Origin of the sequence: Streptococcus sp. Marseille-Q6488 (assembly GCF_946902925.1) — a bacterium.
GTDB lineage: Bacteria > Bacillota > Bacilli > Lactobacillales > Streptococcaceae > Streptococcus.
Window position 1 is genome coordinate 74481 of sequence record NZ_CAMPPZ010000003.1, and the last position, 18192, is coordinate 92672.

The 18192-nt window shown below is 41.4% G+C and carries 15 protein-coding genes and 1 pseudogene; 2 read left to right on the top strand and 14 right to left on the bottom strand.

The features are described from left to right. Positions 1-46 precede the first annotated feature (46 nt). From OVN23_RS01095 to OVN23_RS01135, 9 genes are all read right to left on the bottom strand, one after another. Entirely contained in the window at positions 47-385 is a 339-nt protein-coding gene (locus OVN23_RS01095) for a YlbF/YmcA family competence regulator (protein ID WP_000065980.1), read from the bottom strand. A 53-nt stretch (positions 386-438) separates the two neighbouring features. Then, positions 439-789: a hypothetical protein gene (locus OVN23_RS01100; RefSeq protein WP_267240170.1), complete on the bottom strand. Its 351-nt coding sequence runs from the start codon at positions 787-789 to the stop codon at positions 439-441. A gap of 81 nt (positions 790-870) precedes the next feature. Then, complete coding sequence (locus OVN23_RS01105) at positions 871-1020, bottom strand: hypothetical protein (RefSeq protein WP_173214114.1); 150 nt, start codon at positions 1018-1020, stop codon at positions 871-873. Between the two features lie 10 nt (positions 1021-1030). Further along, positions 1031-2134 carry a prephenate dehydrogenase gene (locus tag OVN23_RS01110; RefSeq protein ID WP_112444086.1) on the bottom strand — a complete coding sequence of 368 codons (1104 nt, stop codon included), beginning with the start codon at positions 2132-2134 and terminating at the stop codon, positions 1031-1033. A gap of 9 nt (positions 2135-2143) precedes the next feature. Further along, complete coding sequence (gene aroC / locus OVN23_RS01115; RefSeq protein ID WP_267240171.1) at positions 2144-3310, bottom strand: chorismate synthase; 1167 nt, start codon at positions 3308-3310, stop codon at positions 2144-2146. Positions 3311-3319: 9 nt separating this feature from the next. After that, positions 3320-4387, bottom strand: a complete 1068-nt coding sequence (gene aroB, locus OVN23_RS01120; RefSeq protein ID WP_267240172.1) for a 3-dehydroquinate synthase — start codon at positions 4385-4387, stop codon at positions 3320-3322. Between the two features lie 18 nt (positions 4388-4405). Then, positions 4406-5260 carry a shikimate dehydrogenase gene (locus tag OVN23_RS01125; protein ID WP_267240173.1) on the bottom strand — a complete coding sequence of 285 codons (855 nt, stop codon included), beginning with the start codon at positions 5258-5260 and terminating at the stop codon, positions 4406-4408. Next, positions 5250-5927, bottom strand: a complete 678-nt coding sequence (gene aroD, locus OVN23_RS01130) for a type I 3-dehydroquinate dehydratase (RefSeq protein ID WP_261045898.1) — start codon at positions 5925-5927, stop codon at positions 5250-5252. The genes OVN23_RS01125 and aroD overlap by 11 nt, the downstream gene beginning before the upstream one ends. Continuing rightward, on the bottom strand, positions 5924-7087 hold the full coding sequence (locus tag OVN23_RS01135; protein WP_267240174.1) for a class I SAM-dependent rRNA methyltransferase: 1164 nt from the start codon (positions 7085-7087) through the stop codon (positions 5924-5926). The genes aroD and OVN23_RS01135 overlap by 4 nt, the downstream gene beginning before the upstream one ends. A gap of 116 nt (positions 7088-7203) precedes the next feature. On the opposite strand from OVN23_RS01135, the gene OVN23_RS01140 reads away from it, so the two are divergent. Beyond that, complete coding sequence (locus OVN23_RS01140; protein ID WP_173253367.1) at positions 7204-9354, top strand: LTA synthase family protein; 2151 nt, start codon at positions 7204-7206, stop codon at positions 9352-9354. Positions 9355-9895: 541 nt separating this feature from the next. Here the strand turns inward: OVN23_RS01140 and OVN23_RS01145 are convergent. Both OVN23_RS01145 and OVN23_RS01150 read right to left on the bottom strand, forming a co-directional pair. Then, positions 9896-11533, bottom strand: coding sequence for a hypothetical protein (locus OVN23_RS01145; RefSeq protein ID WP_267240175.1), 1638 nt, complete (start codon positions 11531-11533; stop codon positions 9896-9898). Then, on the bottom strand, positions 11514-12263 hold the full coding sequence (locus OVN23_RS01150) for an ABC transporter ATP-binding protein (protein WP_267240176.1): 750 nt from the start codon (positions 12261-12263) through the stop codon (positions 11514-11516). The genes OVN23_RS01145 and OVN23_RS01150 overlap by 20 nt, the downstream gene beginning before the upstream one ends. Before the next feature lie 178 nt (positions 12264-12441). Here OVN23_RS01150 and OVN23_RS01155 point away from each other — a divergent pair, with 178 nt between their 5' ends. Further along, entirely contained in the window at positions 12442-13896 is a 1455-nt protein-coding gene (locus OVN23_RS01155; protein WP_267240177.1) for an alpha-amylase, read from the top strand. Between the two features lie 195 nt (positions 13897-14091). Here the strand turns inward: OVN23_RS01155 and alaS are convergent, their stop codons facing one another. From alaS to OVN23_RS01170, 3 genes and pseudogenes are all read right to left on the bottom strand, one after another. Beyond that, complete coding sequence (gene alaS / locus OVN23_RS01160) at positions 14092-16710, bottom strand: alanine--tRNA ligase (RefSeq protein ID WP_267240178.1); 2619 nt, start codon at positions 16708-16710, stop codon at positions 14092-14094. Positions 16711-16730: 20 nt separating this feature from the next. Further along, on the bottom strand, positions 16731-17216 hold the full coding sequence (locus OVN23_RS01165) for an LURP-one-related/scramblase family protein (RefSeq protein WP_173228992.1): 486 nt from the start codon (positions 17214-17216) through the stop codon (positions 16731-16733). Between the two features lie 307 nt (positions 17217-17523). Then, a pseudogene (locus OVN23_RS01170) lies at positions 17524-17999 on the bottom strand (PASTA domain-containing protein); the annotation flags it as partial. Between the last annotated feature and the right edge of the window lie 193 nt (positions 18000-18192).

The following is an 18192-nucleotide window of genomic DNA, read 5'->3' on the forward strand; positions in this document are numbered from 1 at the left end:
AGTCAGAAATTCCTTAAAAATTCCTGACTTTATGATAGTTATTTTCTTATTTTAGCAATTCTGAAACTGGTTCAAAAACAATTTTTTCAATGTCAGAAAGGTAAATTGCCAATTGTTGTTGCTTAGTAAAGAATTCTGACAAGAGGCTATTTCCTTGAATCTGTTTACCAAAGCCTTCCATTTTCGCTTGGAAGGATGCATCTGGCATTTGACCTGTCTGCGCTAATCTTTGAATTTCCTCTTGGAAAGCAACATATTCTGTAAAGATTTTGCTTGCCTCAGCATCTGCTGAAATCGCATCTTTAGCCGCTTTGACAGCCTTGTATTCTGGTAATTCGCGTAGGCCGCGACTGAGTTCGTTTGCACTATCGTAAATATTTGACATGATGTTCTCCTTATTCATTTCTTTTAAAATTACTAGTCACTCTGTGGTCTTTATTATTGTGCAATCACTTTTATATGACCTCTTGAATGTCCATTCCTTAATTCCTTATCTGGTATATACTCGATCTTCAAAGTTCCTAAATTAGAACCTGTTTTTATTTCATTTGACATAAGATTATCAAAATAGTTCTCTATCTCATCATCAGATAAGGATGATTCAATCGATTTAACAATATCATGAAATACTTCTTTCATTCCTGCAACACCAGATTCACTATTTTCATTTGTCTGATTTATTGTTACGTTGATTTTAGCAGTATCAATTGCATGTAAAAGTTCCAAGTAGTATCCGTAGCTTGATGCGAAATATTTTATTTTTATATTTCCTTTTTTGATATTTTCCAATGGGCTATTAGAATTTTGATTATAGCTATTGATAAACTCATTAATAATTCTATCGTCTACATACTTTGAATTGGTTTTCTCTTAACTTATTTCCTTGTTGGATGGTTCATTTTTTGTCTCAACACTAGCTTCTGAAGTAGTTTTCACATCTTTTTTAACAGCGTAAGCTCTAAGTAAGATAAAAGAAATAAAGATAATACCAAATATGAATCTAGGCTCTATTTTAGGCATATTTTTCTCCTTATTTGACAACGACTGTGTAGTCGGTATTTTCTGTTATTAGATGCTCAGCTCTTTCCAAGTCTTGAGCATTTTTAAATGAAATTTGTAGAATCCCGTGAATATCCTCACGGTTTTCCTCGTTGATATGAATATTGACCAAGGAAGTTCCACGTAGTAGTTCCAAAATCCTCAAGATGACATCTTCTTCATCGGGAACGTCGACATAGAGGTCGTAAGAACTATCCACACCACCACGCTTATGAATTTCCATGGCCTGACGTTGCTCACGCGCTTGGTTGAAAAAGTTCCAGATTTGGTTTTCATCACCCTTACTGATAGCTTGTCCAATCTCGTCCAAACGCTCCTTGAAATCCCCAATTCTATCTAAAATTGTTTCACGATTGGACAAGAGAATGGAGGTCCACATACCTGGCTCGCTTTCCGCAATTCGGGTCATATCTCGAAAACCACCGGCAGCAAAACGCCTTGCCATCTCATGTTCTTGAGCATAGACCACGGTCTGTTCCATGAGACTAGAAGCCAGAATATGAGGAAAATGGCTAATCTGAGAAGTGACTCGATCGTGCTCCTTGGCATCAATCTCGATAAAACGAGCATGAAGACCTGAAAGTAAGTCCTTCATTTCCTCAAGTGTGTCAGGACTTGTCAGCCTCGAAGGTGTAAAGATATAATAGGCATTTTCAAAAAGATTGACATCCGCAGAAGCAGCCCCTGTCTTGTGACTACCAGCCATGGGATGGGCCCCGACAAAGCGAACAGGCTTACCAGCTAAATAGTTCTCCGCCGCATCTACAATGGCTGACTTGGTCGAACCAGCATCTGAGATAATCACGCCTTCTTTTAAGTCCAAGTTGGCCAACTCCTTAATGAAAGCAATGGTTTGCTTGATTGGCAAGCTGAGAATGATGATATCTGCCAAAGGAGCAAAACTAGCAAAATCATCCGTTGCACGGTCAATCATGCCTTCTTTCAAGGCAATATCTCTCGAAGCTTGACTGCGATTATAACCTAAAATTTCATAATCTGGATGATCGCGTTTGATACCAAGGGCCATCGAGGCACCAATCAATCCAAGGCCCGCGATATAGACTGTTTTTGCCATAGAAACTCCTTAATAGTTCTTTGTATAGTCTCGGTGCTTGACCACTGCTTCTTTTAATTCCTCTAGATTGTCTGATGAGAATTTTTCGAGGATTTCTTGTGCTAAAACCGTTGCCACAACAGCTTCCATAACTACACCTGCAGCTGGAAGAGCAGTCGGATCACTTCTCTCCACAGTTGCCTTGTAGGGTTCATGGGTTTCGATATCCACACTCATGAGTGGTTTGTAGAGAGTAGGAATGGGCTTCATGACGCCACGAACAACAATCGGTTGCCCATTAGTCATACCGCCTTCAAAGCCACCTAGATTGTTTGTACGGCGAGTATAGCCGTCTTCTTTAGACCAGAGAATTTCATCCATGACCTGGCTTCCTTTACAATAACCAGCCTCAAATCCAAGACCAAATTCTACCCCTTTAAAGGCATTTATAGAGACAACAGCTTGGGCTAATCGTGCATCCAATTTTCTGTCCCATTGGACATAGGAACCAAGACCAACTGGAACACCTCCAACGACTGTCTCCACAACCCCACCGATGGTATCACCGTCACGTTTGATTTGGTCAATATAATCCTTGATTTCCTGTTCTCTTTCTTGGTTGACAATAGAAACGTCAGACTGGGCAGCTCTTTCCTTAATCTCAGTGACTGTCAGATTTTCAGGTACATCGATTTCCTTGCCACCAAAGACTACGACATGGTTGGCAATCTCCATATCCAGTTCAGCCAAGAGGCGTTTGGCTACTGCTCCAACTGCCACCCGCATGGTGGTTTCACGAGCTGATGAACGTTCTAAAGAATTTCTCAAATCATCAAAACGGTACTTGATGCCCCCAACTAAATCGGCATGACCTGGACGAGGATGGGTGATTTTTCGTTTGCTTTTAAGGCGGTCTTCAATGTCCTCCGCAGACATGATATCTAGCCATTTCTGATGGTCCTTATTGACGACATCCATGGTAATGGGAGCCCCAGTAGTCTTCCCATGGCGAACACCCGAAGTAAAGATAACTTGGTCACTCTCAATCTTCATACGACCACCGCGGCCGTAGCCACCCTGACGACGTTTCAAATCCTCATTGATGTCCTCAGCTGTCAAAGGAAGTCCAGCTGGAATTCCTTCAATGATAGTCGTCAGACGGGGACCGTGTGATTCTCCTGCAGTTAAATATCTCATACGTTCTCCTTATTTTACCAAGTAGTCTTTCATCTCTTCCAGAGAAACTGGGTGGATGGTTGCAGAACCGAGCTCTGGCACCAAGACCAATTTCAAGGTATTGCCACGCGCTTTCTTATCATGAGTCAAAGCCTGATAAAGCTTGTCAACATCCCAGCTCTCATAGTCAACAGGCAAGCCAAATTTCTGACACATTTCTGTGATGGACTGAGTTATGCCAACTGGCATGAGACCTTTTTCCTCAGCAACCTTGGAAATCTGTACCATTCCCATGGCAACAGCCTCACCATGCATGACTTTACCATAACCGGCAGTCGCTTCAATGGCATGACCAATAGTGTGGCCAAAGTTGAGGTAAAGGCGAACACCATTGTCCAACTCATCCTCAACCACCATCTTGCGCTTAACCTGACAAGAATGTTCAATCAAGGTTTCTGCATGTTCCAGAATGCTCTCTACAGAACCATCTAGCTCCGTCAAGAGAGCCCAAAGTGCTGGATCCTCAATCAAGCCATACTTGATGACCTCACCCATTCCTTCAATCAACTCTCTCTTTCCGAGCGTTTCAAGGACAAGCGGATCAATCAGAACCCCGTCTGGCTGGGCAAAGGTCCCCACCATATTTTTAGCAAATGGAGTATTAACACCTGTCTTTCCACCGATAGAAGAATCAACCTGAGCTGTCAAACTGGTCGGAATCTGAACAAAGTGAATTCCCCGCATATAGGTAGAGGCTACGAAACCAGCCAGATCGCCAACAACACCACCACCAAGAGCCACGATTCCATCGCTACGAGTCAACCCCTGCTTAACTAGAAATTCATAGACTTTCTGGACAGTGGTTAAATTCTTTCTTTCTTCCCCTTCCAAAAAGTCAAATACTGCCACCTGAAAACCAGCATCTTCTAGGCTGAGCTTGACCTTCTCTGCATAAAGAGAAGCTACATGGTTGTCTGTCACAATGACTACCTTTTGTGGTTGCCAGAGTTCTCGCAACCATTGACCAGCCTGAGCCAGACAGCCTTTTTCAATCTGAATATCATAAGGATGATGAGGAATATCGATTCTGATTTTCATAGGAGAGTCTCCTTTTCTTTATTGGTATTTTTCTGTTAAGGACTGCCAAATTTCTTCTGTTGGCATTTCCTTTCCTGTCCACAGTTGAAAAGCTTCTGCAGCTTGATAGAGCAACATTCCCAGACCATTGACTGCTGGATTGCCCTGACTTCTAGCCCATTTCAAAAATGGGGTTTCAAAAGGCTTGTAAATGATGTCTGCTACTAAGAGAGTTTCTGGCAAATTGATGCTTTCAGGAACTGGAGATGATTGACTATCCATCCCTACACTTGTCGCATTGACAAGTAAATCCGACTCAGCAATCCTTACTTGCAGTTCAGGAACATCTTCTAAAGCATACAAGTCCACTTTAAAGCCTATCTGCTCCTGTAACTTGTCTAGGTAAGGTCTTGTTTTTTCCATAGAAACGGAACGAACAAAGACAGAAATCTGACTGACACCATCCAAAATAGCCTGTGCCAAGATAGACTTGGCCGCACCGCCTGCACCCAGCAGGGTCATCTTCTTACCTGTAATTATAAAAGAAGGCAAGCTCTTAAAAAATCCCTTGCCATCTGTATTATATCCGATTAAATTGCCATTCTCATTGACAACCGTATTAACTGCACCAATCAAGCGCGCTTCGTCACTCAGCTCATCCAAATAAGGAATCACCTGCTCCTTATAGGGCATGGACAGGTTGATACCAAACATCTGGTAGCGACGAATATTGGCCACTGTTTCTGCCAAGTCAGCCGCTTCAATCTCCCAAGCCACGTAAGCACCATTGGTAGCTGTCGCCTCAAAGGCCCTATTGTGGATGAAGGGGGAAATAGAATGCTTAATAGGATTGGCAACAACGGCAGCTAAACGTGTATAGCCATCAAGCTTCATCCAAAATCTCCCGAATTTTTTTCATGTTGGCTAGAGAAATCTGACCTGGGGCACTAGCCTCATCCAGACTGGCAAAAGACCAACTCGAACCCGTCACATCCGCAGTGATACGAGAGACCTTGCCCACCTTGCCCATAGAAATGGTTACATATTCCTGTTCAGGATTGAGGGTTTTAAATCCCCGTGTATAGTTCATCAAGTCTAGCACATCCTGCTCCGTATGAGCCATCACCGCAACCTTAACAAGTTTTGGATTTAGGCTCGTCAACTCTGACAAGATTTCCATCATATTTTCAGGTGTTTCTTGGAAATTGTGGTAACTCAAAACGAGATTTGGGAAGTCCAGCATTTCCTCAAAAACATCCTTGTAGCTATAGTACTCAAAATCAATATAGTCTGGTTGATAGAGTTGCGCCACTTCCTTGATCAGATGGATATATTCTTCTGGAGAAAGTTCGATTTCTCCCCCTTCAGAACGAGTTCGCAGCGTGAAAACCAATTCACGACCTGCAAATTTTTCAAAAATAGCTGGAGCCACCTGCAAAATCGCTTCTTTAGGCAGATAGTCGGCACGCCATTCAATGATGTCGGCATCCAGGTACCTCGTGGCGTCCAAAGCCTGGGCCTCCTCTAAACTTCTTGGCATTACTGAAACGATTAATTTCATTTACTAACCTTCATACTAATCACCTTGAGGTAATTACTACTTTCATCTTTTTTATTATAGGCGAAATCTGCTGGAAGACCGTATTTATTTAAAATCTGGTAACTTCTTCCTGCAAAGCCTTTATCAATTTGTTCTGTAAATTTCTGACGGGAAACATTAGCAGCATTGGTACTGGCAATGATAATTCCTCCCGGATTTAAAATCTCAAGACTCTGGGATATCAACTTGTGATAATCCTTGACCACAGAGAATGTTTGTTTTTTGTTCCGAGCAAAGCTAGGCGGATCTAGGACAATCACATCGTAGGTCAAGCATTTTCTCTTAGCGTATTTGAAATATTCAAAGACATCCATGACTATAAAACGATGGTCGTCTGTGCTGAGCCCATTTACCTGAAAATGCGCTTGAGACAATTCTCGTGAACGTTTGGCTAAATCAACCGAAGTAGTCTGGCTTGCTCCTCCCATGGCCGCAGCCACTGAAAAGGCTGCTGTATAAGAAAACATGTTGAGCAAGGATTTACCCATAGCCAAACCGTCAACTAAGCTACCTCGAACTTCATGCTGGTCTAGGAAAATTCCTGTCATCAAACCATCATTCATAAAGACCTGATACAAGACACCATTTTCCAAAACAGTGAAAAAGTCAGGTACTTCTTGACCATAAACATGGGCTGATTCATAGTCCAAACCCTTAAAGCGTATCTTCTCATAGGCCCCTAACACCTCAGGAAAAACCTGTCTAAAGGCTTCTGAGATGGTCTGACGAATCTGATAAACATAAGAGTTATACCAAGAAAAGACAGTATAGTCGCCATAAAGGTCCACTGTCAGACCACCAAAGCCATCTCCCTCTTGGTTGAAGAGACGAAAGGCAGTTGTCAAATCATCTTGATAGTAGGCGCTTCTCTTTTCTTTAGCTTGTCTAAACAGCGTTTCAAAGAAAGCTTGATTGAAGGCCACCTTGTCCTTACTAACAAACCAGCCCAAGCCCTTGTTTTGCTGCGAAAGGTAGGCAGTCCCAAGAAAGGTTCCTTCCTGACTCTGCACTTCTACTTCCTGATTCTTAAGATTGACATTCTCAAGATCACTGGCTTCTAGTAAAACTAGCCCCTTAGCGAGCTTCTTTTCACCCCTTTTGCTGACTCTTATTCTATTCATAACTACCATTATATCAAACTTTTAGACAATTCTCAAAAAAGAAACTACCCTTGCTTTTTTACTCTTCTTTTAAAAAATGGTATACTAATACTAATAAAAAATTAGGAAGTAAATGTGTGAAAAGCAATTTTAACAAAATCCAAAAAGCCGTCGGTACCAGACTGGGTTTTGTCCTAACCCTTTTAATCCTATATTGGCTCAAAACCTTATTAGCCTATGCCGTTGACTTTAATTTAGATATTCAAGTGGGCAAGTTGCAGGGAAATTACCTTGCCTTTATCGCCTTTTTCAATCCCCTTCCCTTGGGACTACTCCTGCTGGCTCTAGCCCTCTATGCTCGGTCAACCAAGATTTTTTATGGCCTGAGTATAGCTATTTATAGCCTTTTATTCATTTGGCTTTATTCTAACGTCTTTTACTATCGAGAATTTAGCGACTTTATCACGGCTAATACCATGAAGGTGGTCAGCAAGGTGTCTGTCGGCACTGCAGAACTAGAGTTACTGCGTCCTTGGGATTTCATCTATTTTATGGATTTCCCATTGCTGGCTTTCCTTTTCTATAAAAAATTCATCCAACTGGATAGGAGACCCTTCAAATTCCGCTCCAGTGTTGCTATCACTGCTCTCTCAGCCCTGCTCTTTTCTGCTAATCTTTTCTTGGCTGAAATTGAACGTCCCGATCTCCTGTCGCGAGGATTTTCGAATTATTATGTTGTCCGCGCCCTCAGTTTACCAGCTTTTCTAGGTTATAGTGCCAACCAATCCTACAGCGCCAACAAGGAACGTGCCAAGGCCTCTGAGACCGACCTGCAACCTATTACAGATTATATTCAAGAACATTCTGCTAAACCCAATCCAGACTATTTTGGCCTTGCCAAAGGAAAAAATGTGATTTATCTCCACTTGGAGAGTTTCCAACAGTTCCTGCTTGACTATAAACTCAACATAGATGGAACTGAGCATGAAGTCACTCCCTTCCTCAACTCCCTCTACCATTCGCAATCAACCCTAGCCTTTTCGAATATCTTTAACCAAGTCAAGGCTGGGAAGACCTCAGATGCAGAAACCATGCTGGAGACTGGTTTGTTTGGACTTGACCAAGGTTCCTTTATGGTCAATTACGGTGGTACCAATACCCAGCAGGCAGCGCCTTTTATCCTATCGAAAAATGGCTACCAATCAAGTGCTGTCTTTCACGGTAATATTGGGACCTTCTGGAACCGAAATACGACCTACAAACAATGGGGCTACCAATACTTCTTTGATGCTTCCTACTTCACCAAGCAGGACAGTAGCAATTCTTTCCAATATGGTTTAAATGATAAAATCATGATGAAAGATTCTATTCAGTATCTGGAGCATTTACAGCAACCTTTTTATGCTAAGTATATCACAGTGTCCAATCACTATCCCTATGCTAGCAATCTGACAGGCGATGAGCTTGGTTTCCCACTGGCTAAGACCAAAGATGAAACAATCAACGGCTACTTCCAAACCGCCAACTATCTGGACAGTGCCATCAAGGCTTTCTTTGACTATCTCAAAGAAAGTGGCCTCTATGAAAAATCCATCATCGTCATTTACGGAGACCATTATGGGATTTCCAACTCCCGCAATCCTGAGCTGGCACCCTTGATTGGCAAGACTTCTGAGAACTGGTCGAATTACGACAATGCCATGTTGCAACGAGTGCCTTTTATGGTGGTCATGCCTGGTTATGAAAAGGGGCAAATCATCAATACCTACGGTGGACAAATCGATATCTTACCGACTCTCGAACACCTCCTTGGTATTGAGTCCAATTCCTTCCTTCAAGTCGGCCAAGACCTTCTGTCTCCAGATCATCAAGAAATCGTTGCCTTTCGGACTGCCAATTCCTTCGTCACACCCAAATATACCAGCTACGACGGACGAACCTACTATACTGAGAGCGGTCTTGAAATCAGCAATTTTGATGAACAAACTCAGACCGAACTGGAAAGCGTTCGTCAGGCAGCCAGTCAACAGCTGAAAATCAGCGACCAGATTCAAACTGGCGATTTGATCCGTTTCTACCAAGCAGATCATCTTGGAAAAGTTGATACTGAAAGTATTTCTTACCTCAATTCTTTACCAATTCTTCAAAAGATTGAGCAGGAAAAAGGTAGTCAATCAACCAGTCTCTTTAGCCAACGACAAGGTAAGACCAGTGCTGACCTTTTCAAGGCACCAAGTTACCAAGAACTCCATCCCGAGTCGGCAGAAACCGAATCAAAATCACAATAAAAGATGCTCTTCCATCGTGGAGGAGCATTTCTTTTTATCAATGAAAATCAAAGAGCAAACTAAAAAACTAGCCTCAGATTAACTTTGAGATTATAGGTAGAGAGGTTGTAACTACAATATATGTCTGTCAAGTTTAGTGACGTAGATAGTAGAAGATAAATCAGCTTCAGCAGGTATCTGGAAAATTTAATTTTATAGAAAAGCCTTTTGTTACAAACTCAATATACTATCAATAAATAATATTATAGAAGCAACAATAATTAAAATTTCGCCTATTTGCATCATTCTATTTCGAACTTTAAATATATGTTCTATCAAAAACACTTGGATCACACACATTATAGGAATGAAAGTTTTTGAAATTGAAAAATATCCCAATAAATAAACTATAAACAACAAAAATAGAACTATGTTATATTTCTTATTCAAAACATTCCTCCCTATATTTTTTGATTACCAATCTTAATCATTTACAACTACATTATAACAAACTATAAAAGCGTTTGTAGAATTGAATTTATCAAGCAAGCGACCAACTAGCTCATCTTTTTTCTATTTCTGTCAATATGCGTGACAGGTAGTAATGATATCCAAAAATAGCAAGAGCAAGCAAGAGGATAAGAACTCCTACTCCCAAGCTGATGGCAAGGACAGGGGCGAGAGACCGAACCAAGAATAAGCTCCCTATTACAAGGGCCATTAAGATTGCACTATAAATAAAAATCAAAACTATTGCTACTATACGATTTGAACGGTTCACCAGGTCAGTAATACTACTCCAATTGGTTGACAGATTTTTCACGTCCTTAAGGTAATGGTGGCAAGAAAGGATAACACTGGCAAGGATCCATGCCACAAGAAGGTAAATCATCGAAAGGATGGGCAAGCCTAGATATAGAGAAAAGCCAAGTAAAGTCAGAACTGGTAAAAAGGACTGGACAGCAAATATAATCCAAAATTTCACTTTCACATAACGAGCAAAATCAAAGGGTAAACTCTTCAGAAAATCAACATTTTCCCTCTCCAAGGATAAAGCAATTGAATGCAGGCTGGTGATATTGTTATTGACAACTGCTATAAACACTCCTACAAAAAACAAGGGTAACCAGTATAGAGGATGAATATATGGAACTATCTGAGAATCTCGGATTTTGGAAATCAGACCAATCATCATGAGATAAGGAAGGAAAGCACTTGTAAAAAGCACTGTAACCACGCCAGTTCCCTGTCCCAAGAGGGTGAGGTGGTAGCGTAAAACCATACGGAAAAAGCCCTTTTTATTAGTAGTTGAAATTCTCTCCTTATTGCGACGTTCTTTCTTGACCTTCTCCTCACTGTTAAGCAGAATCACGTCATAAAAATGAGGAAGAACCTTCTTTTTGGTCAGGTAAAGTAAGAAGACAGTTAGAGTTATCCAAGCGAGCAGACCCAGTATGGCTTCTGTCGAAAAAGGCTCCACTGCTATTTTGTAAAAGATATGAAGAGGATAAAGGAGAAATGGAATGTCTCTAACTTTGTCAACAATACTTCCAAAAGTCGACTGTAGAAAGAGGACAAATATTAAAGGTATGAGAACTCCTATCCCAATCATCACATTGGCAAAAATAGACTGATACTTTCTGAAGACCCTAGTCTGAGCCAAGAAATGCACTGCCACTACCATCACTAAAGTAACAGAGACAAATAATAAGGTCAAGGACAGTAGCATCAAAGGCAAACCCAGCCAAAGAGAAGGTGCTAGCCTAATGTAGAGGACCAGAAAATAAGCTAGGATTGGTACAATTCCAGCTAGAGCTGGCAAGAGGACAGACAGACCTTTGGCCATTATAATCTCTGATTCTTTAAAGGCATAGGGCCTATACGATACCAAATCCTTACTCTCATAAAAGACATTGTAAAATGCAGTGAAAGAAGTTGAAAAGGCAAGCACCAGTAAAATAGCAACCATGCTACTAAAAAAACTTGGCATTTCCTCAAAAGGAAAACGAAAGGCTATATTTATAAACATGAAAAGCATCAAGAGACTGGAAAAAATGTAAGAACTTAGGACTCTAGCGGAAACATTTACTTTTTTTCCAGGATTTTTAGCTTGCTTCTTTCGTAGGTTAGCCAGATTAGCTTCTTGAGATGAATAAAGGATATTGATATCAACTAATTTTTTAATGACCTTGAGACGCATCTGAAACCTCCTCTTTTCTACCAGCAAGGCTAAGATAGATACTTTCTAAAGACTGGTCTGGATGGTCTTTTCTCAAGTCCTCTACGCTACCACAATAAATCAAATGTCCCTTTTTCAAAATGGCAATCCGATCACAAACTTGCTCAGCTACCTCTAGGACATGGGTTGAAAACAAGACTGTCTTGCCTTTTTGTGCATGTTCCTTCATCATCTGTTTCAAATCAAAGGCAGCCTGAGGATCCAAACCTGTCAAGGGTTCATCCAAGACCCAAATATCAGGATCAGACAAGAGTGCTCCGATGACAAAGACTTTCTGACGCATTCCGTGAGAAAGGGTTTCAATGACCTGATAACGATTTTCAGCAAAATCAAAAACATTCAATAGCCTAGCTAGACTATCTTCCAAATCAGAGCTGCTCAGATCATAGGATGAGGCGATCAATTCCCAAAATTCATTGGCCGTTAAGCGTAAAAATAAGTCAGGCGAGTCTGCTACGTAGCCAATCTTTCGTTTAATAGCCAAGCGATTTTCCGATAACTCCTGACCGTCTACCAAAATACGACCACTGCTGGGTGAAATGATACTGACTAGGGATTTTATAGTGGTCGATTTTCCAGCCCCATTATGGCCAATCAAGCCCATAATCTCCCCATTTTCAATCTGCAAATTGAGATTGCTCAAGGCCTCTTTATCACCATACAACTTACTAACATTTTGAAATTCAATCATGGGATGACTCCTATCTTTATCTATATTACATACTATTATACTAGCACTTTGATACAAAAAAATCAATACTTTATTTTAAGTAGTTAAAATAGTTTCCTTCTATTTTGCGCAAACGTTTGCGTTAGGAGATACTTTATGATAGAATAAAGAACAAGATTGACAAGTAAGAGGAAAAACAATGCAAAATCAAACACTCATTCAATACTTTGAATGGTATCTGCCCCACGACGGCCAGCACTGGACGCGTCTGGCTGAAGATGCTCCACACCTAGCTGATCTGGGAATTAGTCACGTCTGGATGCCACCAGCTTTTAAGGCTACCAATGAAAAAGATGTGGGCTATGGGGTCTATGACTTATTTGACCTTGGAGAGTTTAACCAAAAAGGGACTGTCCGCACCAAGTATGGTTTCAAAGAAGACTATCTTCAAGCTATTCAAACCCTAAAAGCACAGGGAATTCAACCAATGGCCGATGTAGTTCTCAATCATAAGGCTGCGGCCGATCACATGGAAGCCTTTCAGGTCATCGAAGTGGATCCTGTAGACCGTACAGTTGAACTTGGAGAACCCTTCACCATCAATGGCTGGACTAGTTTTACCTTCGATGGTCGCCAAGATACCTACAATGACTTCCACTGGCACTGGTACCACTTCACAGGTACAGACTACGATGCCAAACGTCGTAAGTCTGGGATTTATCTGATTCAAGGGGACAACAAGGGTTGGGCAAATGAGGAATTGGTCGATAACGAAAACGGTAACTACGACTACCTCATGTATGCCGACCTAGATTTTAAACATCCTGAAGTCATCCAAAATATCTATGACTGGGCTGACTGGTTCATGGAAACAACTGGTGTAGCTGGTTTCCGCTTGGATGCCGTCAAGCACATCGACTCTTTCTTCATGCGCAATTTCATCCGTGATATGAAGGAAAAATACGGTGAGGATTTCTATGTTTTCGGTGAATTTTGGAATCCAGACAAGGAAGCCAATCTGGACTATCTCGAAAAAACGGAAGAACGCTTTGACCTTGTCGATGTTCGTCTCCACCAGAATCTCTTTGATGCTAGCCGAGCAGGTTCCAACTATGACCTTCGTGGTATTTTTACAGATAGCTTGGTTGAACTCAAACCTGACAAGGCTGTGACTTTTGTCGACAACCACGATACCCAACGAGGTCAGGCTCTTGAGTCTACCGTTGAAGAATGGTTCAAACCAGCAGCCTATGCCCTCATTCTGTTACGCCAAAATGGCCTTCCATGTGTCTTTTACGGCGACTACTATGGGATTTCAGGGCAATATGCTCAACAAGATTTCAAAGAAGTCCTTGACCGCCTCCTAACCATCCGAAAAGATTTGGCCTATGGAGATCAAACAGACTACTTTGATGACCCTAACTGTATCGGTTGGGTACGTTCAGGTGCTGAACATCAATCCCCAATCGCAGTCTTGATTTCAAATGACCAAGAAAATAACAAGTCAATGTTTGTCGGCCAAGAATGGGCTAACCAAACCTTTGTAGATTTACTTGGAAACCACCAAGGTCAAATTACAATTAATGAAGAAGGTTATGGACAATTCCCAGTCTCAGCTAGATCCGTAAGTGTCTGGGCAGCCAATGCAATCTAATTGCCAATGATTATCAAGCCAGGTCCAAGGGGGGTTGGCTTTTTTGTAGTCATAAAAAGACCTACCCAAATGGATAGATCTTTAAACTCAATGAAAATCAAAGAGCAAACTAGGAAGCTAGCCGCAGGCTGTACTTGAGTACGGCAAGGCGAAGCTGACGTTGTTTGAATTTGATTTTCGAAGAGTATTACTTGATTACAATTTACCTGCTACTTCATCCAACAATTCTTGGATTTTAGCTTGGTTGCTTCCTCCTGCCATGGCCATGTCTGGTTTACCACCACCACGTCCATCGACGATTGGTGCCAATTCTTTGACAAGGTTTCCTGCATGAAGGTCTTTTGTCTTGCTTGCTACAAGGACATTGACTTTGTCACCGATAGCAGCAACTAGGACAAGAAGATCAGAGTAGTCTTTTTGTTTCCAGTTGTCCGCAAAGGTACGAAGGGCACCTGCATCTGATACAGAAACTTGACTAGCAATGTAACGATGACCATTGACTTCCTTCACATCCTTGAAGATATCGCCTGCGGCTGCAGCTGCGGCTTTTTCTTTCAATTCAGCATTTTCTTTTTGAAGTTGACGAAGTTGTTCTTGAAGTCCTTCTACCTTGTGAGGTACTTCCTTGACTTGAGGTGCTTTCAAGGTTGCTGCGACAGCTTTAAGAGCGTCTTCTTGTTCACGGTAAGCTTCAAAGGCTTCCTTACCAGTCACTGCCAAGATACGGCGAGTTCCTGATCCGATACCTTCTTCTTTGACAATCTTGAAAAGACCAATTTCAGAAGTGTTGCCAACGTGGGTACCACCACAAAGCTCGATAGAGTAGTCACCGATAGTAACAACACGGACTTCTTTACCGTATTTCTCACCAAAGAGAGCCATAGCTCCCATTTCCTTGGCAGTGTCAATATCCGTTTCAACTGTTTTCACTTCAAGAGCTTCCCAGATTTTTTCGTTGACTTGCTGTTCAATCGCACGCAATTCTTCTGCAGTTACTGCTTGGAAATGGGTAAAGTCAAAGCGAAGGAATTCAACTTCGTTAAGAGATCCTGCTTGTGTTGCGTGGTTTCCAAGGATATTGTGAAGAGCAGCGTGAAGCAAGTGAGTCGCTGTGTGGTTTTTCATAACACGGTGACGACGATTAGTATCGATTGCCAATTTGTATTCTTGATTCAAAGCAAGCGGTGCAAGAACTTCAACTGTATGAAGAGCTTGTCCGTTTGGAGCTTTTTGAACATTGGTCACAGTAGCTACGACCTTACCTGACTCATCCAAGATTTGTCCGTGGTCAGCTACTTGTCCACCCATTTCAGCATAGAATGGCGTTTCCGCAAAGATAAGTGAGGCAGTTCCTTCTGATACAGCTTCTACTTCTGCATTGTCAGCCACGATAGCCACCAATTTAGAAGACAATTGGCTAGCATTGTAGTTGAAGACACTTTCTACAGTGATGTTTTGAAGGGTTTCATTTTGCATACCCATTGAACCACCTTTAACAGCTGAGGCACGCGCGCGTTCTTGCTGTTCTTTCATGGCTGCTTCAAAGCCTTCACGGTCCACAGTCATACCAGCTTCTTCAGCGATTTCTTCAGTCAATTCAACTGGGAATCCATAAGTATCATAGAGTTTGAATACATCTGAACCAGCGATAACAGATTGACCTTTTTCTTTCAAGTCTGCTACAATGCCTTGGGCAAAGTGTTGACCTGAGTGAAGAGTACGCGCAAATGATTCTTCTTCGCTCTTAACGATTTTCTCAATAAAGTCACGTTTTTCAAGCACTTCTGGGTAGTAGCTTTCCATGATTTTTCCAACAGTTGGAACGAGTTTGTAAAGGAAAGGCTCGTTGATTCCCAATTTTTGACCATGCATAGAAGCACGGCGAAGGAGACGACGAAGGACATAACCACGGCCTTCATTTCCTGGAAGGGCACCATCACCGATAGCAAATGAAAGTGAACGGATGTGGTCTGCGATGACCTTGAAGCTCATGTTGTCGCCATCTTGGTCATAGACCTTACCAGACAATTTCTCTACTTCACGAATGATTGGCATGAAGAGGTCTGTTTCAAAGTTGGTCTTAGCCCCTTGGATAACGGCCACCAAACGCTCCAAACCAGCGCCCGTATCAATGTTCTTGTGTGGCAATTCCTTGTATTCGCTACGAGGAACAGCAGGGTCTGCGTTAAATTGTGACAAAACGATGTTCCAGATTTCGATATAACGGTCGTTTTCAATATCTTCTGCAAGCAAACGAAGACCGATATTTTCTGGGTCAAATGCTTCTCCACGGTCAAAGAAAATCTCTGTATCAGGTCCAGAAGGTCCTGCACCGATTTCCCAGAAGTTGTCCTCAATCGGAATCAAGTGACTTGGGTCCACTCCTACCTCAATCCAGCGGTTGTAAGAATCTTTATCATCTGGATAGTAAGTCATGTAAAGTTTTTCAGCTGGGAAGTCAAACCACTCAGGGCTTGTCAAAAGCTCATAAGCCCAAGTGATAGCTTCGTCACGGAAGTAATCCCCGATAGAGAAGTTCCCCAACATTTCAAACATAGTATGGTGACGTGCTGTCTTCCCTACGTTTTCGATGTCGTTGGTACGAATCGCTTTTTGGGCATTGGTAATACGTGGATTTTCAGGGATGATAGTCCCATCAAAGTATTTCTTAAGGGTTGCTACCCCAGAGTTGATCCACAAAAGTGTTGGGTCATTTACAGGAACCAAACTCACTGATGGTTCTACAGAGTGTCCTTTGGTCGCCCAGAAATCAAGCCACATTTGGCGGACTTGTGCACTAGATAGTTGTTTCATATTGTCTCCTTATTACTTGTTTAATGTGATTGGCTTTCCAGCATTTCCACATAGTCAATCGCGACACAGAGAGAAATGACTAGGTCTGCATAAGCATCCTCAAGAACCGTTACGGTATAGGTAGAGGTCAGATGGAAGAGTTCCTTCTTAATTTCCGCAATCAGCTGATCGCGATCATCCAGCAATTTGAAATCCAAATCCCAGATATTGCCCTCGATACGAAGACCTAGATTATCAAACTCATACTTATCTCGCCAGAAGGTCAACTTCTTACGAATGACAAAACTCGAGCCATCCCTAAGCTGAATCTCAAAACGAGGAAGCAAGGTCAAGATTTCTTTACTGATCTGACTGACTTGTTCACCAGCCACATCATAGATGGTAAAAGTTTTGGGAATCTTAAAAAATGATCCCTCCACCTGATAGGCGATTTCTCCCCTGTCATCCTTGATAGCGAAGCGTTCGCCTCCAAGACGAAACTTTTGTTTGACAAGAAATGTTTTCATCAACACCTCCAAAAATCAAAAGACAAGCTCATATCACGAAGGGCGAAAAACCGCGGTACCACCTTCATTCAATGAACTTGTCATTCTCTTGTTCTTATGCAATTGTTAAATTGAGTAGCATGACTTTCTAGCTTAGATGGCTCGCAGCACCGCCATTTCTCTGGACTAAGACAAGAGAAAATCAATTCTCAACTTTCTTATTATAACGTTTTTTTGAACTTGCGTCAACTGGAAATGATTCTAACCAAATAGCATGTGTTAGCCATAAGTTAACTTTCTGCATTAACCTCTTAATTTATCTAGATCTACTTCGTGATGTTTGAGAATTTTTGGGCTTATAAATTGAAATTTTAACTCGTGTACGTTTCAAATCAACTTCCTCTCCTACTTTCGGACTTTGATCTACTACAGTTCCCTCCGATGTACCTTCAGGAGCAGTTGAAACTTCTACTCTTTCAATATTGGCTTCTTTAATACCAACAATGTGATTAAATTATTTTTGGTAAATTCAAAACTTGAACCTGCATAATTTGGCATTGTAGCGCTAGTTCGTTCTTTTGCAACAGTCAAAATAATATCGGATGAATCATTCAAATCATATAAAGTTCCCTCCGATAAACTCTGACGTAAAATTGTACCGGGAGAATATTCATCACTTTCTTCTTCCTCAACTTTTATATGATTCTCAGTAATTTTTCTACTCTTCAATTCTGATATAGCATCAGATTTACTTAAACCAATAAGGTTTCCAATATATACTTTTGTAGCCTGTGGTCTAGAAGAAGCAGAACTTGTTGATGAAGTTTGTTTATCTTTAGATTTATTTCCACCAAGAGAAGCTTGCTTTGTAGAACTTGTGGAGGTTGCTGAATTAGATGATTGAGTTGATTGCTTAGTACTATTATGAGATGATTTAGACTTATTCATACCTATGAAAAAAGTTACAATTATCACTAATAAAAGTAAGCTTATAACT

What these genes read in the sequence shown, in the direction of transcription:
- OVN23_RS01095 (WP_000065980.1), bottom strand. Translation starts at nt 385, where the DNA reads ATGTCAAATATTTACGATAGTGCAAACGAACTCAGTCGCGGCCTACGC.
- OVN23_RS01105 (WP_173214114.1), bottom strand. Translation starts at nt 1,020, where the DNA reads ATGCCTAAAATAGAGCCTAGATTCATATTTGGTATTATCTTTATTTCT.
- OVN23_RS01110 (WP_112444086.1), bottom strand. Translation starts at nt 2,134, where the DNA reads ATGGCAAAAACAGTCTATATCGCGGGCCTTGGATTGATTGGTGCCTCG.
- aroC (WP_267240171.1), bottom strand. Translation starts at nt 3,310, where the DNA reads ATGAGATATTTAACTGCAGGAGAATCACACGGTCCCCGTCTGACGACT.
- aroB (WP_267240172.1), bottom strand. Translation starts at nt 4,387, where the DNA reads ATGAAAATCAGAATCGATATTCCTCATCATCCTTATGATATTCAGATT.
- OVN23_RS01125 (WP_267240173.1), bottom strand. Translation starts at nt 5,260, where the DNA reads ATGAAGCTTGATGGCTATACACGTTTAGCTGCCGTTGTTGCCAATCCT.
- aroD (WP_261045898.1), bottom strand. Translation starts at nt 5,927, where the DNA reads ATGAAATTAATCGTTTCAGTAATGCCAAGAAGTTTAGAGGAGGCCCAG.
- OVN23_RS01135 (WP_267240174.1), bottom strand. Translation starts at nt 7,087, where the DNA reads ATGAATAGAATAAGAGTCAGCAAAAGGGGTGAAAAGAAGCTCGCTAAG.
- OVN23_RS01145 (WP_267240175.1), bottom strand. Translation starts at nt 11,533, where the DNA reads ATGCGTCTCAAGGTCATTAAAAAATTAGTTGATATCAATATCCTTTAT.
- OVN23_RS01150 (WP_267240176.1), bottom strand. Translation starts at nt 12,263, where the DNA reads ATGATTGAATTTCAAAATGTTAGTAAGTTGTATGGTGATAAAGAGGCC.
- OVN23_RS01155 (WP_267240177.1), top strand. Translation starts at nt 12,442, where the DNA reads ATGCAAAATCAAACACTCATTCAATACTTTGAATGGTATCTGCCCCAC.
- alaS (WP_267240178.1), bottom strand. Translation starts at nt 16,710, where the DNA reads ATGAAACAACTATCTAGTGCACAAGTCCGCCAAATGTGGCTTGATTTC.
- OVN23_RS01165 (WP_173228992.1), bottom strand. Translation starts at nt 17,216, where the DNA reads ATGAAAACATTTCTTGTCAAACAAAAGTTTCGTCTTGGAGGCGAACGC.